This window comes from Rhodoferax sp. GW821-FHT10B06, from assembly GCF_059415605.1.
Genome location: NZ_JBWKNO010000011.1, coordinates 1 through 19,525 on the forward strand (window position 1 = coordinate 1; position 19,525 = coordinate 19,525).

At 61.6% G+C, this 19,525-nt stretch carries 20 protein-coding genes; 9 read left to right on the top strand and 11 right to left on the bottom strand.

The window, feature by feature from the left end; translation table 11 throughout:
* The first annotated feature begins 229 nt into the window (after positions 1 to 229).
* On the top strand, positions 230 to 1,660 hold the full coding sequence (locus AC07O2_RS16915; RefSeq protein ID WP_495076911.1) for a sensor histidine kinase: 1,431 nt from the start codon (positions 230 to 232) through the stop codon (positions 1,658 to 1,660).
* Between the two features lie 20 nt (positions 1,661 to 1,680).
* Here the strand turns inward: AC07O2_RS16915 and AC07O2_RS16920 are convergent, their stop codons facing one another.
* Entirely contained in the window at positions 1,681 to 2,244 is a 564-nt protein-coding gene (locus AC07O2_RS16920) for a cytochrome b (RefSeq protein WP_495076912.1), read from the bottom strand.
* Positions 2,245 to 2,618: 374 nt separating this feature from the next.
* Between AC07O2_RS16920 and AC07O2_RS16925 the strand changes: the two genes are divergently transcribed.
* On the top strand, positions 2,619 to 3,308 hold the full coding sequence (locus AC07O2_RS16925) for a VIT1/CCC1 transporter family protein (protein WP_495076913.1): 690 nt from the start codon (positions 2,619 to 2,621) through the stop codon (positions 3,306 to 3,308).
* A 23-nt stretch (positions 3,309 to 3,331) separates the two neighbouring features.
* Here the strand turns inward: AC07O2_RS16925 and AC07O2_RS16930 are convergent, their stop codons facing one another.
* The 3 genes from AC07O2_RS16930 to AC07O2_RS16940 all read right to left on the bottom strand — a co-directional run bounded on the left by AC07O2_RS16930 (position 3,332) and on the right by AC07O2_RS16940 (position 5,605).
* Positions 3,332 to 4,300, bottom strand: a complete 969-nt coding sequence (locus AC07O2_RS16930) for a bifunctional helix-turn-helix transcriptional regulator/GNAT family N-acetyltransferase (protein ID WP_495076914.1) — start codon at positions 4,298 to 4,300, stop codon at positions 3,332 to 3,334.
* Positions 4,301 to 4,354: 54 nt separating this feature from the next.
* Complete coding sequence (locus AC07O2_RS16935; protein WP_495076915.1) at positions 4,355 to 4,960, bottom strand: DUF4337 domain-containing protein; 606 nt, start codon at positions 4,958 to 4,960, stop codon at positions 4,355 to 4,357.
* 162 nt (positions 4,961 to 5,122) lie between these two features.
* On the bottom strand, positions 5,123 to 5,605 hold the full coding sequence (locus tag AC07O2_RS16940; RefSeq protein ID WP_495076916.1) for an Lrp/AsnC family transcriptional regulator: 483 nt from the start codon (positions 5,603 to 5,605) through the stop codon (positions 5,123 to 5,125).
* Between the two features lie 144 nt (positions 5,606 to 5,749).
* On the opposite strand from AC07O2_RS16940, the gene AC07O2_RS16945 reads away from it, so the two are divergent.
* Positions 5,750 to 6,937, top strand: a complete 1,188-nt coding sequence (locus AC07O2_RS16945) for a pyridoxal phosphate-dependent aminotransferase (protein WP_495076917.1) — start codon at positions 5,750 to 5,752, stop codon at positions 6,935 to 6,937.
* A 64-nt stretch (positions 6,938 to 7,001) separates the two neighbouring features.
* On the opposite strand, the gene AC07O2_RS16950 is transcribed toward AC07O2_RS16945, so the two are convergent.
* Complete coding sequence (locus AC07O2_RS16950) at positions 7,002 to 7,892, bottom strand: LysR family transcriptional regulator (RefSeq protein ID WP_495076918.1); 891 nt, start codon at positions 7,890 to 7,892, stop codon at positions 7,002 to 7,004.
* Positions 7,893 to 8,001: 109 nt separating this feature from the next.
* On the opposite strand from AC07O2_RS16950, the gene AC07O2_RS16955 reads away from it, so the two are divergent.
* Positions 8,002 to 8,601, top strand: a complete 600-nt coding sequence (locus AC07O2_RS16955) for a short chain dehydrogenase (protein ID WP_495076919.1) — start codon at positions 8,002 to 8,004, stop codon at positions 8,599 to 8,601.
* A gap of 41 nt (positions 8,602 to 8,642) precedes the next feature.
* Here AC07O2_RS16955 and AC07O2_RS16960 read toward each other — a convergent pair whose 3' ends face one another.
* The 6 genes from AC07O2_RS16960 to AC07O2_RS16985 form a co-directional block, all read right to left on the bottom strand.
* Positions 8,643 to 8,927: a DUF3297 family protein gene (locus AC07O2_RS16960; protein ID WP_495076920.1), complete on the bottom strand. Its 285-nt coding sequence runs from the start codon at positions 8,925 to 8,927 to the stop codon at positions 8,643 to 8,645.
* A gap of 58 nt (positions 8,928 to 8,985) precedes the next feature.
* Positions 8,986 to 9,411 carry a GNAT family N-acetyltransferase gene (locus tag AC07O2_RS16965; RefSeq protein WP_495076921.1) on the bottom strand — a complete coding sequence of 142 codons (426 nt, stop codon included), beginning with the start codon at positions 9,409 to 9,411 and terminating at the stop codon, positions 8,986 to 8,988.
* Positions 9,412 to 9,625: 214 nt separating this feature from the next.
* The gene (locus tag AC07O2_RS16970; protein WP_495076922.1) at positions 9,626 to 11,665 is read right to left on the bottom strand and encodes a DUF1266 domain-containing protein; all 2,040 of its coding nucleotides are present in this window, start codon (positions 11,663 to 11,665) and stop codon (positions 9,626 to 9,628) included.
* 321 nt (positions 11,666 to 11,986) lie between these two features.
* Positions 11,987 to 12,655 (bottom strand): isochorismatase family protein, encoded by a 669-nt coding sequence (locus tag AC07O2_RS16975; protein ID WP_495076923.1) that lies wholly within the window; start codon positions 12,653 to 12,655, stop codon positions 11,987 to 11,989.
* A gap of 18 nt (positions 12,656 to 12,673) precedes the next feature.
* Positions 12,674 to 13,837 carry an ABC transporter substrate-binding protein gene (locus AC07O2_RS16980; RefSeq protein ID WP_495076924.1) on the bottom strand — a complete coding sequence of 388 codons (1,164 nt, stop codon included), beginning with the start codon at positions 13,835 to 13,837 and terminating at the stop codon, positions 12,674 to 12,676.
* Positions 13,838 to 13,925: 88 nt separating this feature from the next.
* Positions 13,926 to 14,912, bottom strand: a complete 987-nt coding sequence (locus tag AC07O2_RS16985; RefSeq protein ID WP_495076925.1) for a LysR family transcriptional regulator — start codon at positions 14,910 to 14,912, stop codon at positions 13,926 to 13,928.
* Between the two features lie 123 nt (positions 14,913 to 15,035).
* On the opposite strand from AC07O2_RS16985, the gene AC07O2_RS16990 reads away from it, so the two are divergent.
* The 5 genes from AC07O2_RS16990 to AC07O2_RS17010 all read left to right on the top strand — a co-directional run bounded on the left by AC07O2_RS16990 (position 15,036) and on the right by AC07O2_RS17010 (position 19,442).
* Positions 15,036 to 15,887: an aldo/keto reductase gene (locus AC07O2_RS16990; RefSeq protein WP_495076926.1), complete on the top strand. Its 852-nt coding sequence runs from the start codon at positions 15,036 to 15,038 to the stop codon at positions 15,885 to 15,887.
* A 61-nt stretch (positions 15,888 to 15,948) separates the two neighbouring features.
* Positions 15,949 to 17,148 carry an aldo/keto reductase gene (locus AC07O2_RS16995; protein WP_495076927.1) on the top strand — a complete coding sequence of 400 codons (1,200 nt, stop codon included), beginning with the start codon at positions 15,949 to 15,951 and terminating at the stop codon, positions 17,146 to 17,148.
* Positions 17,149 to 17,186: 38 nt separating this feature from the next.
* Positions 17,187 to 18,242, top strand: coding sequence for an alpha/beta hydrolase (locus AC07O2_RS17000; protein ID WP_495076928.1), 1,056 nt, complete (start codon positions 17,187 to 17,189; stop codon positions 18,240 to 18,242).
* Complete coding sequence (locus tag AC07O2_RS17005; protein WP_495076929.1) at positions 18,239 to 18,733, top strand: cytochrome P460 family protein; 495 nt, start codon at positions 18,239 to 18,241, stop codon at positions 18,731 to 18,733. Before AC07O2_RS17000 ends, AC07O2_RS17005 begins: the two co-directional genes overlap by 4 nt.
* Before the next feature lie 25 nt (positions 18,734 to 18,758).
* Positions 18,759 to 19,442, top strand: a complete 684-nt coding sequence (locus AC07O2_RS17010) for a DUF4405 domain-containing protein (RefSeq protein WP_495076930.1) — start codon at positions 18,759 to 18,761, stop codon at positions 19,440 to 19,442.
* Positions 19,443 to 19,525 lie beyond the last annotated feature (83 nt).

Sequence of the window (19,525 nt, forward strand, 5' to 3'; positions counted from 1 at the left end):
GGCCGCAGTTTGCCGCGAAATGCGCCCCTATCCCGTGCGCCTAGGCAATTTACGAAAGCAGCTGTAACCGCTTGTCCTGCAAATGAAGGAAATTTGTGTGCAACGGGCCGCATGCGGGCCGTTTCATACGCGGGTTAAACCACAAGCTGAGCACAGGGTGAACACGTAAGCTTGGCATAGGGCAGCGTCGCTAAGATGCGCAGGTGCCCCACCCGCTAACGCCATCGCCGTGAAAATCTTCCAGCGCGAACAACGCTCGCTTTTCGGCGAAATCCTGGACTGGATGCTCACGCCCTTGCTGTTGCTGTGGCCGGTCAGCCTGGCGCTGACCTGGCTGGTGGCCCAGGGCATTGCCGGCAAACCGTTTGACCGGGCGCTGGAATACAACGTGCAGGCGCTGTCGCAGCTGCTGGTGGTGGCCCAGCCCGACCACGCGCAGTTCAACCTACCGCTGCCGGCGCGTGAAATCATGCGCGCCGACGACTCCGACCAGGTCTATTACCAGGTACGTGGCGTGCGTGGCGAACTGCTCAGCGGCGATACCGACCTGCCGCTGCCGCCGGCCGATGAAAAGCCCGCCGAAGGCCCGGTGCATCTGCGCGACGACGAGATGCGCGGCCTGGACGTGCGCGTGGCCTATCTGTGGATCAAGCTGGACATTGCCGGTAGCCAGCTGGCCCTGGTGCAAGTGGCCGAAACGCGGGAAAAGCGCTCGGTGCTGGCGGCCGAAATTATCAAGGGCGTGATGCTGCCGCAGTTCGTCATCTTGCCGCTGGCCGTGCTGCTGGTGTGGCTGGCGCTGGCGCGCGGCATCCGCCCGCTGAAGCGCCTGGAGGACCGCATCCGCGCCCGCACCTCGGACGACCTGAGCCCGCTGGACGAAAAGGCCGTGCCACTGGAAGTGGCGCCACTGGTCTCGTCGGTGAACGACCTGCTGACCCGGCTGAAGGACTCCATCGCCACGCAAAAGCGCTTTCTGGCCGACGCCGCCCACCAGCTGAAAACTCCGCTGGCCGGGCTGCGCATGCAGGCCGACCTGGCGCAGCGCGAAGGCACCAGCACGGCCGAGCTGAAGCGATCGCTACAGCAGATCGGCCGCTCCAGCATCCGCGCCACCCATACCGTGAACCAGCTGCTGGCCCTGGCCCGGGCCGAGAACGGTGGCGTCAGCCTGACGCTGCAGGACTGCGACCTGGCCCGGCTGACCATGGAGGTGGTGCGGGATTGCGTGCCCCGCGCGCTGGACAAGCGCATCGACCTGGGCTACGACGGCGCCGAAGCCGGTAGCCCCGGCCTGCAGATCCAGGGTAACCCCACGCTGCTGAAAGAGCTGGTGCGCAACCTGGTGGAAAACGCCATCCACTACACCCCGTCCAACGAAGTGCACACCGGCATCATTACCGTGCGCGCTCTAGCCAACGCCGGCCAGGGTGCCGAGCTGCAGGTGGAGGACAACGGCCCCGGCATCCCCGCCGCAGAGCGCGCGCTGGTGTTCCAGCCCTTCTACCGCGCGCTAGGCAACGAGGCCGATGGCTCGGGCCTAGGCCTGTCCATCGTGCAGGAGATTGCGCGGCAGCACAACGCCGAGGTGCTGCTGGAAGATGTGCATCCAGATGCCGTGCCGCTAGGGCTGCGGGTGACGGTACGGTTTCAAACCTGAAAACGGGCCCGTACTGCGCATCACTTGCGTCCGGGCAACATCGCCAGCAAAACCCCGTCTTTCAGAAACACGTGGTGGAAGATGGCCGCAGCGGCATGCAGACCGGCCAGCCACATGATGGCGTCGCCCAGGAACTGGTGCACATCGCCCCAGTCCGCCAGTCCGGCGATGGCGGAGTCGGCAATCCAGGGCATGTGATCGACGCGGATGCCGCCGAGCAGCGTCAAAGGGTGGTTCTCGCTGCCCAGGGCCAGAAGGGCCGTAACTGGCAGTGCCAGCAACAGCACCCACAAAGCGATGTGCCCGAGTTTGCTGGCCAGGTGCATGGCCCCGCTCATCTCGAACTGTGGTGCAGCCGGGCGAAAGGCAACCCATAGCAAACGCAACAAAGTAAGCACCAGGACCAAAATGCCCAGGGACTCGTGCCAAACGATATCGATTCGCGTTGCAGGATCGACACCCTGGCGCATCATGCGCCCGAAGCCGCCGGGGCCGAGGATGAACGCGATGGTCACGACGATGGCCGTGAGCCAATGGAAAGCCTGGCTGAGACGGTCGTAGCGAGGTGTGGCTTGTTGGATCATGTTGTTTTCCTCAAAGTGAGACTATGCGTCCAGGGGTAGGTCATAGTATGGGTTTGGATCAAATGTGTGTGAACTATGGATGGAGTTCCATGGCTTCACCGAAGGTCCGGTCAAGGCGGCGGTGAAGTCCATCCCGGGCATCTCTTGTCAGTTGTACGGAGCCAAGCAGGCATTGGATACCCCTCACATGAAGATAAGCTGAAGAAAGTCGCCCTGGCCGTTTGGATTCAGGCTGCATTCATATTCACCGCTTGTAATCCATTGCCATCGCAAGCCCAGCGCAAAGCCCGGCAAGAAACCTGGTCCTAACCATGCTGCGCACCCGGCGGCCTATTTTTTGTTTGTAATGCTCCTCTTTCCACCCAAGGAATTTCATGCGGCATATTGAGCGACACAGAACCCAGCACATTGGCTGGCTGCGGGCATCCGTGCTGGGTGCCAACGACGGCATCGTCTCCACCGCCAGCCTGATCGTCGGCATCGCCGCGGCGCAATCCAGCATTGGCAACATTCTGATGACCGGTGTGGCTGGCCTGGTCGCCGGAGCCATGTCCATGGCAGCAGGAGAGTATGTGTCGGTGCACTCCCAGGCGGATACCGAGCGGGCCGACCTGGCGCGGGAACGCGCTGAACTGGAAGCCGACCCTGTGGCCGAGCGGCGCGAGCTGACGGCCATCTACACCAGCCGAGGGTTGACACCCGAGCTGGCCCGCGAAGTTGCAGAGCAACTCATGGTGCACGATGCCATCGGTGCCCATGCGCGCGACGAACTTGGCATTTCGGAAATAGCCACGGCGCGGCCTCTGCTAGCGGCCTGGGCATCGGCGGGCAGCTTTGCCGTCGGCGCGGTACTGCCTCTGGCCGTCGCAGCACTGGCGCCTGCACAGGGGCTGGCGTTGTGGATCGCAGGCATGTCGCTGCTCTTCCTGGCCGTGCTCGGAGCGGTGGCGGCCCGCGTGGGCGGGGCCCATCCCTGGCTGGGTGCATGGCGTGTCACTTTTTGGGGTGCGCTGGCCATGGCGGTGACGGCCGGGGTGGGCAGCCTGTTTGGTGCGGCGGTGTAGCGCCTACCAAAACCAGCAGTGCTTTAAGTAGCTGGCAGGGTGCGCACGAAGCGCTGCTCCACTACCGGCGTGCCCCATTGCTGCCCGGACCATTGCTCGGCCAATGCAAAGCCAAAGGTCTCGTACAGCTTGCGCGCAGCGTCCAGCCCCTGGAAGGTCCATAAATGGGTTTCGGCAAAAGCCTGGCGGTCACAGAAGGCCATGGCTTCGGCCAGCAGTTGCCGGCCCGCGCCCAGGCCGCGTAAACCGTCGTCGACGATGAACCAGCGCAAATGCGCCTTGTTCGACCCCAGGTCTTCACCATCCACCGCTACCGAACCCACGATGCGCCCCGCCTGCAAGGCCAACCACAGGCCGTTGCGCGGCTGCTCCAGGCGGGCACTGAACTCGGCCAGGCCACTGGCCACCCGGGCTTCGAAATAGGCGCCGAAGCCCACGCTGCGGCTGTAGTAGCGGGCATGCATTTCCGTGATGCGGCCTATCGCGCCGGGCTGGTAGCCCTGCACGATCTGCAAAGCCGAACCCGCTGCCACCAGTATGCCCGTGCGCCGCGCCTGCAAGGCCTGGGCATAGGCTGCCAGGCCCTCAGCCACCGCCTGCTGCTGGGCTTCGGTGAGTTGCGCCAGCGCGCCCAAGACCTGCTTGCGACCGTAGGCATGGATGGACTTGAGGCTGCGTTTGCCCTGCGCCGTCAGCGCCAGGTATTTCACCCGGCCATCGTCACCGCTGGCGGACTCCTGCAGCTCGCCCGCATCCACCAACTTGCGCACCATGCGGCTGACGCTGGACTTCTCCAGGCCCAGCACCTCGCCCAGCTGCACCGCCGTCAGCGTGCGCTGGGCACCAATCTCCAGAATGGCGTGCACGGCCGACGGTGGGTAGTCGGTAGCCGCCAGGGTGGACTGCATAAAGCCGAGCTCGCGCACCATCTGGCGCGATGCGCTGCGGATGTGGTCAACGAGAGAAGCGGGGGTGCTGGATGTGGCGGGCATGGCTCGAGTTCGCTATTTCAATATGGTTGCATCATACAACCACATTGAAACCACTCAACTTAGCAGCTTGATCAACGCGTCCGGGTGGATACCCAGCCCCACCAGGCCCGACACGCCCATCAACACACCGAACCCCGCCGGCACCAGGCTGAGCAAATACAGGCTACTGAGCTGCGTGAGCGAGGCCACGGCCAGCATGGAGATGGCGATGGCAATCAGCGCGTCACACAGGTCGAACTGGTCGTCACGGAAATTCAGCGCGTCGTAGCTCTTCTGGTCTTGCTCGGCCTGGGTTTTGAGCTCGTCCTTCTTCTGGTTTTCTTTCTGCGCCAGCGCCGCATAGGCGCTGATCTGCTGCTGGTAGGCGGCCTGCTGGGCAGGCGCGGTCACGGCCATGACCTGCAGGCGCAGCTGGGCCAGCGTGGCATTGGCAATCTCTTCGCGCACATTGCGCGCCTGGTAAAACTGCCAGTGGTCCAGCTTGTCGGCCTGGGCCTGCTGCATGCCCTGCACGATGTTGTCGTCCTTGACCTTGCAGATGCCCAAAAAGGTGGCCAGCAGTGCCACGGTGATGGCCACCGCCGGGTTCAGCCAGCGGCGCTTGGTAGGCCTTCTGGCGGGTTTGGCGTGGTCAACGATGTCTAGGGGGTCCAGTTCCATGGCGATGCTCCTGTAGCGTGCCCGCCACCGAAGGGTGGCCAGGCGATACAGGCTTGTAACAGCTAAGCCCTTCGGTTTCTTAGCGCAGGCTTAAAGCTCCAGCCCCACGGCAAACGCCAGCGGCATAGCCCGCGCCAGTCCGTGATTTCGCTTGCAGCAGCATCAACCCACCTGTGCATTCAAGGGCATGGGAATACGGTGCGTGGACTTTATTTTCTGCAGGGAAATATTGGTCTGCACCGTCGCAATTCCTGTCAGTTTGCGCAGGACGCTGTCTACAAAGTTGCGGTAGTCATCCAGGTCCACAGCGATAACCTGCAGCAAATAGTCGGCCTCGCCGGTGATGCGGTGGCACAGCAAAACATGCGGACTGTTTTGTATGACCTCTTCAAACAGCCCGAACGCATTGGCGGTATGGCTCTCGAAACGGACCAGCACAAAAGCGTGGATCTTCCAGCCCAGCTTGTCCAGGTTCAGATTGGCCTGGTAGTCCTCGATATAGCCACTGCTCTCCAGCTGCCGCACGCGGCGCCAACACGGCGTCTCACTCAGGTGCATCTGCTCTGAAAGCTTGGCATTGGATAAACGCCCGTCTTCTTGCAGGGCTTTCAAAATAGCCAAATCAACTTCATCAATACCACTCATAGGTGGAGTCTTTCTATTTCAATGTGGTTATTGGTGGTTTCCACCAAAATCTTAGGGCTGACAGGCCCCTAAAAGCAAGCACATTTCAACGCGGCGCAAGCACAATTTGGCGGCCTTTCACCCTTGCTCCACCACCACCTCACCATGCTCCAACACCAACCCCTGGCCCGCCACAACGTCCAGCACATCCACGCTTCGCGCATCCGCGCCGTGGCCGACGCAGCCGCGCACCGCGCGGACCTGTTGCCCTTCTGGTTTGGCGAACCCGACCAGGTCACCGCCCCCTTCATCCGCGATGCGGCCAAGGCCGCGCTGGATGGCGGCGATACCTTCTACACACCCAACCTGGGCATTCCCGCGCTGCGCCAGGCCATCGCGGACTACCTGACCCGGCGCCACGCGCCGATTGGGGCCGAACGCATCGCCATCACCTCCGGTGGCATTTCCTCGCTGATGCTGGCCGCACAGCTGGTCATTGAAGCTGGCGACCGCGTGGTGGCCGTCACCCCGCTGTGGCCCAACCTGGTGGAAATCCCCCGCGTGCTGGGCGCGCAGGTGGACACGGTGGCGCTGCACCTGGACGCGCAGCAGGGGTGGACGCTGGACCTGGACGCGCTGCTCACGGCACTGACGCCGGGCACGCGCGCCGTGCTGGTCAACTCACCCAACAACCCCACCGGCTGGGTTATGCCGCCCGACCAGCAGGACGCGCTGCTGGCGCACTGCCGACAGCATGGCATCTGGCTGATTGCCGACGACGTGTATGAACGCCTGGTGTTCGACCGCAGCGCCGACACACCACCCCAGGCACACAGCTGGCTGGCCCGCTGCACGCCAGACGACAGGCTGATCTCCGTACACAGCTTCTCCAAGTCCTGGCAAATGACCGGCTGGCGCCTGGGCTGGATGGTGGTGCCGGAACGCCTGAGCGCCGACCTGGCCAAGCTCATCGAGTTCAACACCTGCTGCGCCCCCGGCTTTGTGCAGCGGGCGGCCGTCACCGCCATAAGCGACGGCGAGCCGCTGGTGGAGCAGTTTGTGCAACGCCTAGCCACCGCCCGCGACTACCTGCACAGCGCGCTGTCCACCATGGACGGGCTGACAGTGTCCAAACCCCAGGGCGCCATGTATCTGTTCTTTCACATGGACGCCGCAGCAGACAGCTTGGCCTTCTGCAAGGACCTGGTGCAGGCCACCGGGCTGGGCCTGGCACCGGGCCGCGCCTTCGGGCCGGAAGGTGAGTCCTGCCTGCGCTGGTGCTTTGCCAGCAATACGCAGCGCCTGGCAGACGGTGTGCAGCGCTTCCAGCACTTCCTGCACGGTCGGCGCTGAGACCTTCCACACGCTATTGATTCAATAGCTACTTGCGCAGTATCTACCTGCGCTACAGCCCCATTTAGGCCTCAGCCCCCAACGCCTGCAGCATGTGGCTGATGAAGCGGCTGAGCTTGGGCAGCTGGCGCCGGTCCGGCAGGTACACCAGATGCGCCGGCCGGGCTGCGGGCACGCAATCGGGCAGCACGGCCACCAGGCGGCCGCTGGCCAGGTCGTCGGCCAGCAACACCTCGGGCTGCAATACCAGGCCCAGGCCCTGCAGCGCAGCGATACGCAAGCTGTCACCCTGGTTGCAAACAAAGCGCGACTGGTCGGGCCAGTCCACGGTTTTGCCGTCGTCGCGCAGCAAACAATCGGCACGGCTATGCCATACCGCGTGGCGCAGGCAGGTGTGCTGCACCAAGTCGACGGCACGCTGCGGTCGGCCGTGCCGCTCCAGGTAGGCGGGTGCCGCGGCAATCACCATGCGGTAGGGCTGCAGTGGCCGCGCCACCAGGCCTTCGTCGGCCACCGGGCCGATGCGCACCGCCACGTCGATGCCATCGCCGGCCAGATCGACCAGCCCGTCGCTGAGCTGCAGGTCCACCCGCACTTGCGGGTTGTCCAGTAAAAACCCGGCCACCAGCGGAGCAACCACCTGGTTGCCCAAGGTGGTGGGCGCGCTGACCCGCAGCAGGCCTTGCGGCGCGGCCCGGCTGCGCTCTACCGCCGACTCGGCCCAGCGCACCTGTTCCAGTACGCGTTTGCTGTCCTCGTAAAAGCTGCGGCCCACATCGGTCAGGCTGTGCTGCCGGGTGCTGCGCTGCAGCAATCGGGCGCCCAGGTGCGTTTCCAACGACTGGATGTGCTTGCCCACCATCACCGCCGAAATGTCCAGCTGCCTGGCTGCAGCGGCAAAGCTGCCGCCTTCGACCACAGCCACCATAACTTCCATGTTGCGGAATTTATCCATCGCTATTCCAAACCAATGCTTAGTAGATAGCGAAGTATTAACTACTTTATGTAGCCCTGCATTTGCAAAACAATCCAGGCTTCTTAACTTCTAAACCCAGGAACACCCCATGAAAATCCTCTTGATCGGCGCCAACGGCACCGTAGGCCAAGCCGTAAAAGCCAATCTGGCCGCCCGCCACACCATCGTCAGCGTCGGCCGCAACAGCGGCGACTACCAGGCCGATCTGGCCCAGCCCGCCAGCCTGGAGGCCCTGATGGAGCGCGTGGGCAAGGTGGACGCCATCGTCAGCGCCGCCGGTAATGTGCACTTCGGCCCGTTGAGCCAGATGACGGCAGAACAGTTCAACATCGGCCTGCAAGACAAGCTACTGGGCCAGGTGCAGCTGGCCTTGCTGGCCCAACGCTACCTGAACGACGGTGGCTCGGTCACGCTGACCAGCGGCATCCTGTCCACCGAGCCGATCCGCTATGGCGCCAACGCCACGGCGGTCAATGCAGGCATCGAAGGCTTTGTGGCCGCTGCCGCCATTGAGCTGCCACGCGGCCTGCGCATCAACGCCGTCAGCGCCACCGTGCTCACCGAATCCTTGCCCACCTACGGCTCCTATTTCGCGGGCTTCGAATCGGTGCCCGCGGCACGCGTGGCCATGGCCTACCAGCGCAGCGTGGAAGGCGGGCAAACCGGCCAGGTCTACCGGGTGCTGTGATACCCGGAGTGCACGTGCGAGGCCCGCTGATGACCGTGGAATCAGCGGTAATAGGCTTCGACCTTGCCCTTGATCTTCATCAGCAGGGGGCGTCCATGGCGGTCGCGCGTCTTGCCGGAAGGTACCTTCACCCAGCCTTCGCTGATGCAGTATTCCTCCACGTCCGAACGCTCCTTGTCGTTCAGGCGGATGCCGATGTCATGCTCGAACACGGCAGCCACGTGAAAGGGGCTGCGTGGGTCGGCAGACAGGTGGTCGGGCAGGGCGGGAGCGGAGCTAGCGGCGTTGGTATCAGCGGTGGCGTTGTTATCGTTGGTATCGGTCATGGCATGGGCTGTGGAAAAAATCAAATGGCCCGCATTGTCCCGGATTTGCTGACCCCGCCTACTGCGCGAGGATCTGCATCATCCGCTCCGGCTTGGCCAAGGGCTCAAAGCCGAACTGTGCATACAAGCCATGCGCATCGGCCGTGGCCAGCAAAAATCGGCGCAGACCCTGCAGCTCCGGGTGGGCCAAGATGGTTTGCACCAGCCATTTCGACAGACCCTGGCCCCGGTGCGCCTCCAGCACATACACATCGGCCAAATAGGCAAAAGTCGTCTTGTCGGTCACCACCCGCGCAAAGCCCACCTGCTCGGCGCCGTGGAACAACCCAAAACACAGCGAATTCGCCGCCGCGCGCTGCACCCGCTCGAACGCAATACCCGGCGACCAGTAGCTGCGCGTAAGGTAGGCATGGACGGCCACCATGTCCAGGCTGGCGGGGTCGGTAACTATGCGGTAGGCACCGCGTTGGACGTTGACGTGCATGTTCTGCGGCTCCGGATGAAACAAGGCTGTGGCGCAGATAGTACCTGCGGGGGTAGCTATGAATTCAGTAGTAATTGGACAGCGATGGCATGCACAGGATCTGTAGTATTTGCGGAATATTTACTATCAAACCGGTACAAGCTGCAATGAAACGTGAAATCCCAAGAGTAAGCGCGTGTTGCATGCACACCGATCCCCTGACCCAATACGTCAATCAAAGCTGGCGTGGTTCGTCATCACCCGGCTCGTCCTGCTCAGGCTCGACAGGTGCACGCAATCTTCTGAAGCGCAGATATGCCAGCAACGCCAGAACAATGCCACCAGTGATGATCATTAAGGACTGCCGGAGTGACTTGATTGGCACAGTTGGTACGGGCTCAGACACATCTTCTGGCCAAGGTGCATGTCCGACCAAAGGCGTTCCAGCCTTTACAGCGCATTGACCGACGTACCACGGATCGTCGTACCAAGTGACGGGTTGAATATGACCCTGCAAGCGCAGGAAATAGGGACGAGCGCGCATTGGGTCATCCGAAATGCAGGCCAACACGCGCGCAGCATTGATGTTGAAAGCGTCTGGAAAGCGCGCTATGACTTCATCGATAGACGGCTTAACCTGCTCCCACGTAAAGCCCGCCTGCGCCAAAAGCAGGGCTTGTTGCAAACCAGCATTGCGTGCGAGGTGGAGTGCAATCTGTGCGCGCCGCTGTTCGCCAGAGAAGGGGCGGCTCAAAACCATGGCCTCTTCGATAAAAGCCTGCGAGACGGCCTGTGTTCCGCCCCAGACCGGATTCAGGGCTAGGGCCGTCTCCGATGCGATCGGGTCGTAATCGGGATGGCGCTTCAACGCGGTCATCGCCTGCTGATAGATCTCCGTCTTTTCACGCCCTTGCAAATTAGCGAGCTTGATACGCAGCACAGCCCAATGTGGCTCCTCGGCAACGACCTTCGGGAAAGCTCGCCCATGCACATCGACCACTTTTTCAGCAAGGCTAAGATCCCTCTGAAATGCCTGCAGCATTTCGATCGACGGTGCGGAGGGGTAGCCATTACCTCGCACGGCCCAAGCGTGAGAGATCCAATATTGCGCACGCGCCATGGCAGCCATATGAGAAGCAGGCCGTTGCTTCACCCAGCCGGCGGTCGTGCGATCCAAAGCAGACCACAGCGGATGATTGACATCGTCCGGAAACACACTTGCGATTCCGGCATATACCTGCGACCGCTTCCAGCGCCCAGCCACATCACGCGCACTGCCGCTTGCCGCTTTTCTCAGCAGTTGCTCTAGCTCAACAACGTTGCCATCGATCAATAGCGCTGCCGCCGTCGCAGCCGGGCCCGCCTGAACGTCTACCGCCCATTGCTCGATGCCCGCTCCCTTAACGTCCACAAGGTTCGGCCCGGGCCGTATCACGTTCGGATCGGGCTGCGCACCGATTGAGTCACCCACTTCCAAATCCGCAGCGCGGATTGGGGTGCGATCCAACCGTTGTCCCCATGGGTGAATCCGCCAGGCACCATCCGGCAGTGTTTTCAGGTCATGAATCGCTTTGATGAAGCCCGACTGCGGATCACCAGCCGTCGCGCCACTCCAGAAGTCACGACCAACCAGGAAGCTGGTGCCATAGGCATCCCATGAATCAAAACTCGATTGCGCTAACCGCGCTGTTGGCATGATTAATAGCCATGCTTCACTCTGCGTCAGATAGCCAACTTGATATCCCCACCGCACAAGGTTCACATATCGACTAATGTCATAGGCAAGTACACCGGCTGAACCTAAAAGTGTCCCATCGCGTTCGACAACCTCTGCCCTGTGCTCATTGCGTGGGGCCAGAAATGCTTCATAACGCGCCCTCAACCACGCCCGCCAATCGACCGGTTCACGCATGCGCATCTGCAACTTTTCGTAGGCCGAATGCATGCCGTAATCACGCAAATCTTGCAACCTGAGCAACAGATCCGCCCGGCTACGCACACCCCATGCCGCACGCAGCTTTTCCAGATAGATCGCTCGAACCCGAATGTCCTGCTGATACTCCCCAAAAGCGTAGCCGGACCCACCAATGTCGATCACGAACGGATCAGCGAGCGACAACGCCCAACTGCGGTCACTCGGACCAGTCACGGCCATGCTTTGCGGCAGTTGCTCCCAGTTCGGGACGTTCGCAACAGCAGGCAAGGTCATGATCGCGAACAGGTACGCTAAAAATACACAGCGAACACGTCCCGCTCTACAAGTTGCGTCAATCAAAGTGCTCTCTAATTCGTTCGTATTACGTCCCCGGCGCGCCTACGCTTCAACGACGGCCGACAGATGATTCGCCCTTGCCAGGGTGATCCAGCTACCACCGCAACATTTCAGTGGCACCTTTGGAGCAATCTATGTCCAACGGAAGGCCGGGCCGAAAGCATACTCGCAAGAATATGCAGTCCATTTTCTTGTTCTTGAGAGCTACAGGACTTTTGGCGGCTTCGAATGCAGCCTTGTCTTAGCTTTTGTATCAAACAGAATCAGGGCTGCAGCGCAGATATCACCTGCGCCAACTACTATGAATTAAGTAGCAAAACAAAACTACGCCCCGCCCGCAGGAAACAACGCAGCCCCTACCCGGGCCAGCGTACTGGTGGAGCCGCACATCTGCGCCACGTATTGCAGGGCCATGCGGTGCTCGGCCTCGCTGTAGTCGCCCAGGGCATCGGCCACCATGGTCATCTGGAAGTTGCGCATATAGCCGTCTATGCAAGACACCATCACGCCGTGGTGGGCGAACACGCCGCAGACGACCACCTGGTCGCGGTTCATCTTGCGCAGCAGCGGCTCCAGCTCGGTCTGGAAGAAGGCGCTGTGGCGCGGCTTGTGGACCACATATTCGTCCTCGCGCGGCGCCAAGCTGCTGGCAATTTCGCAATCTTGCGGCCGCACATGGGCGGCGTTCAGGCCGTCGCCCCAGACCGCCAGGCCCAGGCCGCGCTCGAAGCGCGAGGGCGCGCGCTCGCCGCGGCAGAACACCACCGGCAGCCGCGCCTGGCGAAAGCCGGCCAGCAGCGCGACCACATTGCGCAGCAGCGGCGCGGAGTCGACGAACAGATCGACCCAGTAGTTCTGCATGTCGTGCACCAGCAGCACGGTGCGTTCCGGGTCCAGCTTCCAGTGGATCTTGTTGTAGGCCTGGCATTCCTCGCCGGGCAGCGCATAGGGTGCAATCGGGTTGCGGGCCAGGGTTCTTTGGGTATCGATCATGGGGCTGGGTCCTGCGGTTTATTTTTTGGCTGCGCCCAGGGCCGGCACGGTGGCAATGACGACCTGCTTACCGTTCTTCACCTCGACCATGAAGCTGTCGCGGTCCAGGTCGCCCTTGTCGTCAAACGCCAGGTCCATCAGCACACCGGGCTGCTGGGCCACCGTGATCTTCATGCCGTGCAGGGCAGCGGCCACGGCCTGGCGGTCCAGCTTGCCGACCCTCTCGATCGCGGTTTTCAGCACGTACATGCCGGAATAACCTTTCATGCCGTTGTGGTCCGACACGTATTTGTATTCGCGCTCGAACTTGACACGAAAAGCCTGGACGGCCGGCAGCGGCGCATCCACCGTCAGGTTGACGTGGGCGATGGCACCATTGGCGGCATCGCCCGCCAGCTCAAGCACTTTCTGGGCGGTGAGGGTGCCTTCACCCACAATGGGTTTGCTCCAGCCCTGCTTGCGCAGCTCGCGCAGGGCACGGGCCGATTCTTCATCGTAGGTGTAGACAAACACCGCGTCGGCATTGCTCTGCTTGGCGCGCAGCACGGCGGCCGAGAAATCGAGCTGGCCGCCTTCGGTGGAGATCTCGGCCACGATTTTGGTGGGGGATTTCTCCAGCGCCTTCTTCAGCATGTCCAGCCCGCCTTTGCCGAAGTCGTTGTTCACGTAGATGATGGCCAGGGTTTTGAGTTGGGCTTGCTCGCTGATGTAGTGCGCCACTTGGGGCATGGCGGTGGCCTGGGTGGCCGTGGTGCGGAAGATGTAGGGGTTGCCCTGGGCGGTGATGCTGGCCGCCTCGCCGCCGGTGAAGTTGGGAATGCCGGCACGGCGGCTCTCTGCCATGCTGACCATGATGGAGCCCGAGAACACCGGCCCGAAGATGGCGAACACATCGTTGTCCACCGCCTTCTGCGTCAGGCCCTTTGCCACGCCGGGGTTGCTCTGGGTGTCGGCATTGGTGGTCTGCACCTTCTTGCCCAGAATGCCGCCGGCGGCATTGATCTCTTTCACCGCCAGCTCCACACCGTTCTTGAAGTTGGTGCCCGCAGTGGCGCCTGAGCCGGACAGCTCAAGGATGTTGGCGATCTGGATGCTGTCCTGCGCGTAGCTGGCGCTGGCCGCCAGCAATGCACTGGCAGCGATGAGCGAAAAAGCGAATGGAAATGCCCGGTGAAATGGCATGCGTGTCTCCAATAACGTGTGGGGTCGTGCGGGCCGCGCAAATCCGGCCGGCGGAGGGAATTGTGCTTGCGAAGCAAAGGCAACAGTACTAGCCGCTCTGGCTCTTCAAGGCGCGCAACAGGTTGGGCAACTGGCTTTTGGCACGCACAAGCTCCTTGTTTGAAAGCACAAATTGCGGACAGTCCGTGAGACGCTCCACCACAAGGTCAACGAATGCCCGGGCGCGCGCTGGTTGTGACTGCCGGCTGCCAAAGTACACGAAGTAGCTCGCAAAGTCCGACATATGGTTCAAAAGAATCGGTACCAACTTGCCGCTGCGTATGTAGGGAGCTGCGGTGACACCTGCCAACTGCCCCAGCACTTTGCCGGACAAGACCGCGTGCAGCTCCAGGGTTTCATCGTTGCTGATGATGGCGGGCACCACGGGTTGTTCGAGCAATTGCCCGTCCAGCTTCAAATGCCAGGGTGCGAGTCTTCCGGTGCCGGGGTGCCGAAACACGCTGCAGCGGTGCGCTGACAAAGCGGCCAAAGAGTCTGGTACCCCGTGGCGCTCGAAATACGCAGGCGCGCCACACACCAGCAACTGCAGCGGAAACAACTTGCGGGCAATCACGCCCTCATGGGGTGACGCGCCCAGGTGAAAGCCCACATCGACCCTATCCTCCACCCAATTGCCCACACGATCTTCCAGCAGCACATCGGGCTGGATACCGGGATAACGTTCACAGAACTCTTCTATGACGGGCCAGAGAATGGGCTGGAAGGTCGTGCGGGGGCCAGTAATGCGCAGTGGCCCCGCGATTTCGTCCTTGGTGGCCTGGGCCCTTTTCAGGGCGCGCTGCACCCCCAGCAGCGCAGGCTGAACATCTTCCAGAAGCCGCTGCCCGGCATCGGTCAGGGACATGACCCGCGTGGTGCGATGAAACAGCCGCGCCTGCAGATGCTTCTCCAGTTGGGCCAAGGCCTTGCTTGCTGCCTGCGGGCTGACGTCCAGCGCCTGTGCGGCTTTGCGCAGGCTGCCCAGCTCGGCCGCCTTGATGAATGTGGACACGGAACGCAGTTCATTGATGGCCATGGAGCGTGATCCTTTTGCTACCAATTATCCCTTTTTGAATGCCAATCAAACAATTGATTTGCATCTATTCAGATGCGAGTTGCCTGCTTAAAGTCTGCTCCATTCGAACCGCACAGGACCACCATGGAAACAGTAACTTTGAACAACGGCGTGAAGATGCCGATTCTGGGATTTGGCGTCTTCCAGATACCGGATGCACAGGAATGCGCACGCTGTGTGGTGGACGCCATCCAGACGGGTTATCGGCTCATCGACACAGCCGCCTCGTACACCAACGAAGCAGCAGTTGGTCAAGGTATCCGCCAAAGTGGCATTGCCCGCCAGGACCTGTTCATCACGACCAAGCTGTGGGTGCAAGACACGGGCTACGAACGCACCCGGCAGGCCATCGACAAGTCGCTGACCCGCCTGCAGCTGGACTACCTGGACCTGTACCTGATCCACCAGCCCTTCGGGGATGTACATGGCTCCTGGCGTGCCATGCAAGACGCGTATCGAGAAGGCAAGCTGCGCGCCATTGGCGTGAGCAACTTCCATACAGACCGGCTGATGGACATCAAGGCCTTCAATGAGATTGCCCCTGCCGTCAACCAGGTGGAGGTCAACCCCTTTCAGCAGCAGCTGGACAGCGCGGCATTCATGCAGGAAGAAGGCGTACAGGCGCAGGCCTGGGCCCCGTTCGCCGAAGGCCGCAACAACCTGTTCCACAACGAAGTGCTGACGGCCATCGGCGCCCGTTGCGGCAAATCCGTGGGACAAGTGATCTTGCGCTGGCTGGTACAGCGCGGCATATCGGCGCTGGCCAAGTCCGTGCGCAAAGAGCGCATGGCGGAAAACCTTGCCGTGTTCGACTTTCAGCTGGACGAGGTGGACATGGCGCGCATCGCGGCACTGGACACCAATACCAGCAGCTTCTTTTCGCACCGCGATCCGGCCATGGTGCGCTGGATGGCTGGGCGGCGGCTCGACATCTGATTGCACACCATTTCCATCGCCCCCATGCCTCCACGTGCGTCTTCAAGATAGGAGTTTCACCATGCCCACACGCCACAAGAACACCCCCTGCGCCACAGAACCCCATGGCATGGCGCGCCGCCAATGGCTGGCCACGGCCGCCAGCCTGGGCATAGCGCCATGGCTGCTCTCTGCCTGTGCCAGTACGGCCAACACACCTACGGTCGCTCAAACCACCACTACGCTTCGGCGCAAACTGGGAGCAGTGGAAGTATTTCCGGTTGGGCTGGGTTGCCAATGGCGGCCGGGGGCCACGCCTGGCGCGGTCGCCGACTCTTACAGCAGCACATTTGACCGGCCTCAAGCGATCCGTCTGGTTCGGCGGGCCGTGGACCAGGGGGTCACGCTGATCGACACGGCCGAGGCATACGGGCCATTCCTCTCCGAAGACATCGTGGGCGAGGCGCTGCAGGGGATACGTGACAAGATCGTCCTGGAGACCAAGTTTGGTTTTGATATTGATCCGTCAACCGGCCAACGCAGTGGCGGCCTCAACAGCCGCCCCGAACACATCAAGCGCGTGGTGGAAGCCCAGCTGCGGCGCCTCAGGACCGACCGCATCGACATCCTGATCCAGCACCGCGTGGACCCAGCGGTCCCGATTGAAGATGTAGCCGGCGCGGTGAAAGACTTGATCGCCGAAGGCAAAGTGCTGCACTTCGGTTTGTCCGAACCCGGCGTGCAAACCATCCGCCGCGCGCACGCTGTGCAGCCCCTCACCGTGATCCAGAATGAATACTCCATGGTGTGGCGTGGACCGGAAGCCCAGGTGCTTCCGATATGCGAGGAACTGGGGATTGGCTTCGTATGCTGGAGCCCCTTGGGCATGGGTTTCTTGACCGGGTCGGTCACGGCCGACACGCGCTTTGCATCCGCTCCGGTGATGGACTTCCGTACGGTGGTGCCGCGATTCGCCCCCGACACCTTGCCGGCCAATATGGCCTTGGTCAGAGTCGTGCAAACCTGGGCGCAACGCAAAAATGCCACGCCAGCCCAATTGGCCCTGGCCTGGTTGCTGGCGCAAAAACCATGGATCGTGCCCATTCCAGGCACCACCAAATTGGCGCACATGGACGAAAACCTGGGCGCAGCGGCGATCTCCTTTACGTCAGCGGAACTACAACAACTCAATGCAGAGGTGGCCGCCATCCACATCCAGGGTGAGCGCCTGCCCGCAAGAGTCATGCAGATTTCAGGGGTAGAGGCACCTCCCAAGCGCTGAAACGCTGGCTACCGGATACCGCAATGGCTGAGCACTCCATGAAGCACACGCATTGGTTGCACCAGGCCCGGAAGCTGGCCGGCGGCGTGCTGCCCGTGCTCATGGCCATGCCTTGCAGTGACGCCAGTGAAGTGAGTGCAGCTTCCGCAGACACGGCGGCCGTCTATGCCAGGCAGCAAGGTGGTGCGACGCTGCGACACCCCCACCTGCGCTCGGACGATAGGCTCGGCGTCCTGCTGAATCACCCTGCATTCAGGGGCTTCAGCCAGCGCATATTGCCGTGGGATGGGCGGACCTATGACGAGTCCATGCCGCTGTCTGACATAGGGAAACTCTTGCCCTATCACAGCCATGTCAGCCCTGCCGTCGTGGTCGGCGCACTGAACCGCATGGTGGACGACGCCAACACTGGCCACACCGTCTTCTATGACTTTCATAGCGCAGTCGAGAAACACATCGACCCGGCTTTGGAGCACACCGGCCTGTTCTTCTTTCGGGGTAAGCCCGGCGCCCCCTTCGCAGTCATTGCGCCCGGCGGCGGATTTGCTTATGTGGGCTCCGTGCACGAAGGATTTCCATACGCGGAGGAAATCAGCAAACAGGGGCTCAATGCCTTCGTCCTGAAATACCGAGCGGGCCAAGGTGGGCACGTGGCCACAGAGGACTTGGCCGCAGCAGTGGCATACATCTTCCACAACGCCAGCGCGCTGCAGGTCAGTACGGCAGGCTATTCCTTATGGGGCAGCTCCGCGGGGGCACGTATGGCTGCAGCCATCGGCTCACACGGCATTGCAGCGTTTGGCGGACAGCCGGCACCAAAGCCTTCCGTGGTGGTCATGGCTTACACCGGCCATTCAGAGGTCACCGCATCCGAGCCACCCACTTTCGCGGTTGTGGGCGATCTGGATGGCATTGCCCCGCCCGCTGCGATGGAAGCGCGGGTGGCTGCACTACGACGCAACGGCACGCCCGTCGAATACCGCAAATACCCGAACCTGGGCCATGGATTCGGCACAGGCCAAGGCACCAGCGCCCAGGGCTGGATTGGCGAAGCCATTCAGTTCTGGCAGAAAGAAACCAGAGAACAACCATGAACCTATCCAGGCAAAAAATCGCCCGCATCAGCGCGCTGGTCACGTTGATAGGCTGTGCGCTATTCACGCTTGCCCTGCAGGCGCGAGCGGAAGCCAATCGGGTCACATTCCCCAAGCTCGAGGGGCTGGTGCACTACACCACGGTCCGGCGCGGCAACGTGACCGAGCACATCTCCACCACGCGCGAGGCCATTGCGGCGATCCAGAAGGGGCAACCCGTACAGAATGGCACGCACTTCGTACTGGCAGACTACCGGGACGAGAAGATCTATCGCTACTTCGTCATGGAGAAGGGCCCAGCCTGGGGCGCGGACTTCGAGGAGCGCCGCCGCACCGGCGATTGGCAGTTCCAGTGGTACTGGCCTGACCAGAAGGTCAACCTGCAGGAAAACACCGCACGCTGCATGTCCTGCCACACATCACAGAAGGGCCAGGATTACCTGTACACGGCCAACCGCCTGTCGGACTTTCGCGGCAAGCCTGTGGAATAGCCGATATTACAAATGGAGCCGCGCATTGAAGCCTGCTTTCCTGTTCAGACTGGTGTTGGACTTGATTGCCGCCGGGCTGCTGCTGTTCGCTTTTGCATACTTCTGGCAAGGCAATACGGCACATGAACTAGCAGGCATCAGCATGTTTCTGCTGATCGCCGTCCACAACATATTGCATCGGCGGTGGTTTGCCACGCTGCCAAAGCGAGCGCAAGAGCGACGCGAGAAATTCAACCTTACCCTCACCTTCGTACTCATGGCTGGCATGCTGGCGCTGCTGGCCACGAGCCTGGTGATTTCGGAAACACTGTTTGCTGATCTACGCCTGGCAGACGATTTCACGGCGCGGCAAATCCATGCCGGCATCGCCTATTGGTTGCTGATCATCGTGGCAATCCACCTGGGGCTACGCTGGCCCATGCTGATGGCGGTCACCAGCAAGCTCCTGGGCATCAAACGGCCCAACATGCTCCGCACGGCTTGCCTGCGCTTGATCGCCATCTGCATTGCAGTTCAGGGCACATGCAGCGTGACGGCTTTGAACCTGCGCTCCCGACTGCTATTTCAGATGACGCTGGACTGGTGGAACTTCGATGAATCGGTCGCAGGCTTCTTTGGTCATTGCGCGGCCATCGCTGGCCTATGCATATTTCTTACCTATTACTTGGTGCAATGGCAGCAACGCTATAGGTGTACGGCAGCTGTGTGATGCGTATCGACATGGCAATCAATGAGGTGCCCAGCCTTGAGGCGGTGGCATCAACTCTTGGTTTCATTTGGTGTGTGCAGCGT

What these genes read in the sequence shown, in the direction of transcription:
- AC07O2_RS16920 (WP_495076912.1), bottom strand. Translation starts at nt 2,244, where the DNA reads ATGATCCAACAAGCCACACCTCGCTACGACCGTCTCAGCCAGGCTTTC.
- AC07O2_RS16925 (WP_495076913.1), top strand. Translation starts at nt 2,619, where the DNA reads ATGCGGCATATTGAGCGACACAGAACCCAGCACATTGGCTGGCTGCGG.
- AC07O2_RS16930 (WP_495076914.1), bottom strand. Translation starts at nt 4,300, where the DNA reads ATGCCCGCCACATCCAGCACCCCCGCTTCTCTCGTTGACCACATCCGC.
- AC07O2_RS16935 (WP_495076915.1), bottom strand. Translation starts at nt 4,960, where the DNA reads ATGGAACTGGACCCCCTAGACATCGTTGACCACGCCAAACCCGCCAGA.
- AC07O2_RS16940 (WP_495076916.1), bottom strand. Translation starts at nt 5,605, where the DNA reads ATGAGTGGTATTGATGAAGTTGATTTGGCTATTTTGAAAGCCCTGCAA.
- AC07O2_RS16945 (WP_495076917.1), top strand. Translation starts at nt 5,750, where the DNA reads ATGCTCCAACACCAACCCCTGGCCCGCCACAACGTCCAGCACATCCAC.
- AC07O2_RS16950 (WP_495076918.1), bottom strand. Translation starts at nt 7,892, where the DNA reads ATGGATAAATTCCGCAACATGGAAGTTATGGTGGCTGTGGTCGAAGGC.
- AC07O2_RS16955 (WP_495076919.1), top strand. Translation starts at nt 8,002, where the DNA reads ATGAAAATCCTCTTGATCGGCGCCAACGGCACCGTAGGCCAAGCCGTA.
- AC07O2_RS16960 (WP_495076920.1), bottom strand. Translation starts at nt 8,927, where the DNA reads ATGACCGATACCAACGATAACAACGCCACCGCTGATACCAACGCCGCT.
- AC07O2_RS16965 (WP_495076921.1), bottom strand. Translation starts at nt 9,411, where the DNA reads ATGCACGTCAACGTCCAACGCGGTGCCTACCGCATAGTTACCGACCCC.
- AC07O2_RS16975 (WP_495076923.1), bottom strand. Translation starts at nt 12,655, where the DNA reads ATGATCGATACCCAAAGAACCCTGGCCCGCAACCCGATTGCACCCTAT.
- AC07O2_RS16980 (WP_495076924.1), bottom strand. Translation starts at nt 13,837, where the DNA reads ATGCCATTTCACCGGGCATTTCCATTCGCTTTTTCGCTCATCGCTGCC.
- AC07O2_RS16985 (WP_495076925.1), bottom strand. Translation starts at nt 14,912, where the DNA reads ATGGCCATCAATGAACTGCGTTCCGTGTCCACATTCATCAAGGCGGCC.
- AC07O2_RS16990 (WP_495076926.1), top strand. Translation starts at nt 15,036, where the DNA reads ATGGAAACAGTAACTTTGAACAACGGCGTGAAGATGCCGATTCTGGGA.
- AC07O2_RS16995 (WP_495076927.1), top strand. Translation starts at nt 15,949, where the DNA reads ATGCCCACACGCCACAAGAACACCCCCTGCGCCACAGAACCCCATGGC.
- AC07O2_RS17000 (WP_495076928.1), top strand. Translation starts at nt 17,187, where the DNA reads ATGAAGCACACGCATTGGTTGCACCAGGCCCGGAAGCTGGCCGGCGGC.
- AC07O2_RS17005 (WP_495076929.1), top strand. Translation starts at nt 18,239, where the DNA reads ATGAACCTATCCAGGCAAAAAATCGCCCGCATCAGCGCGCTGGTCACG.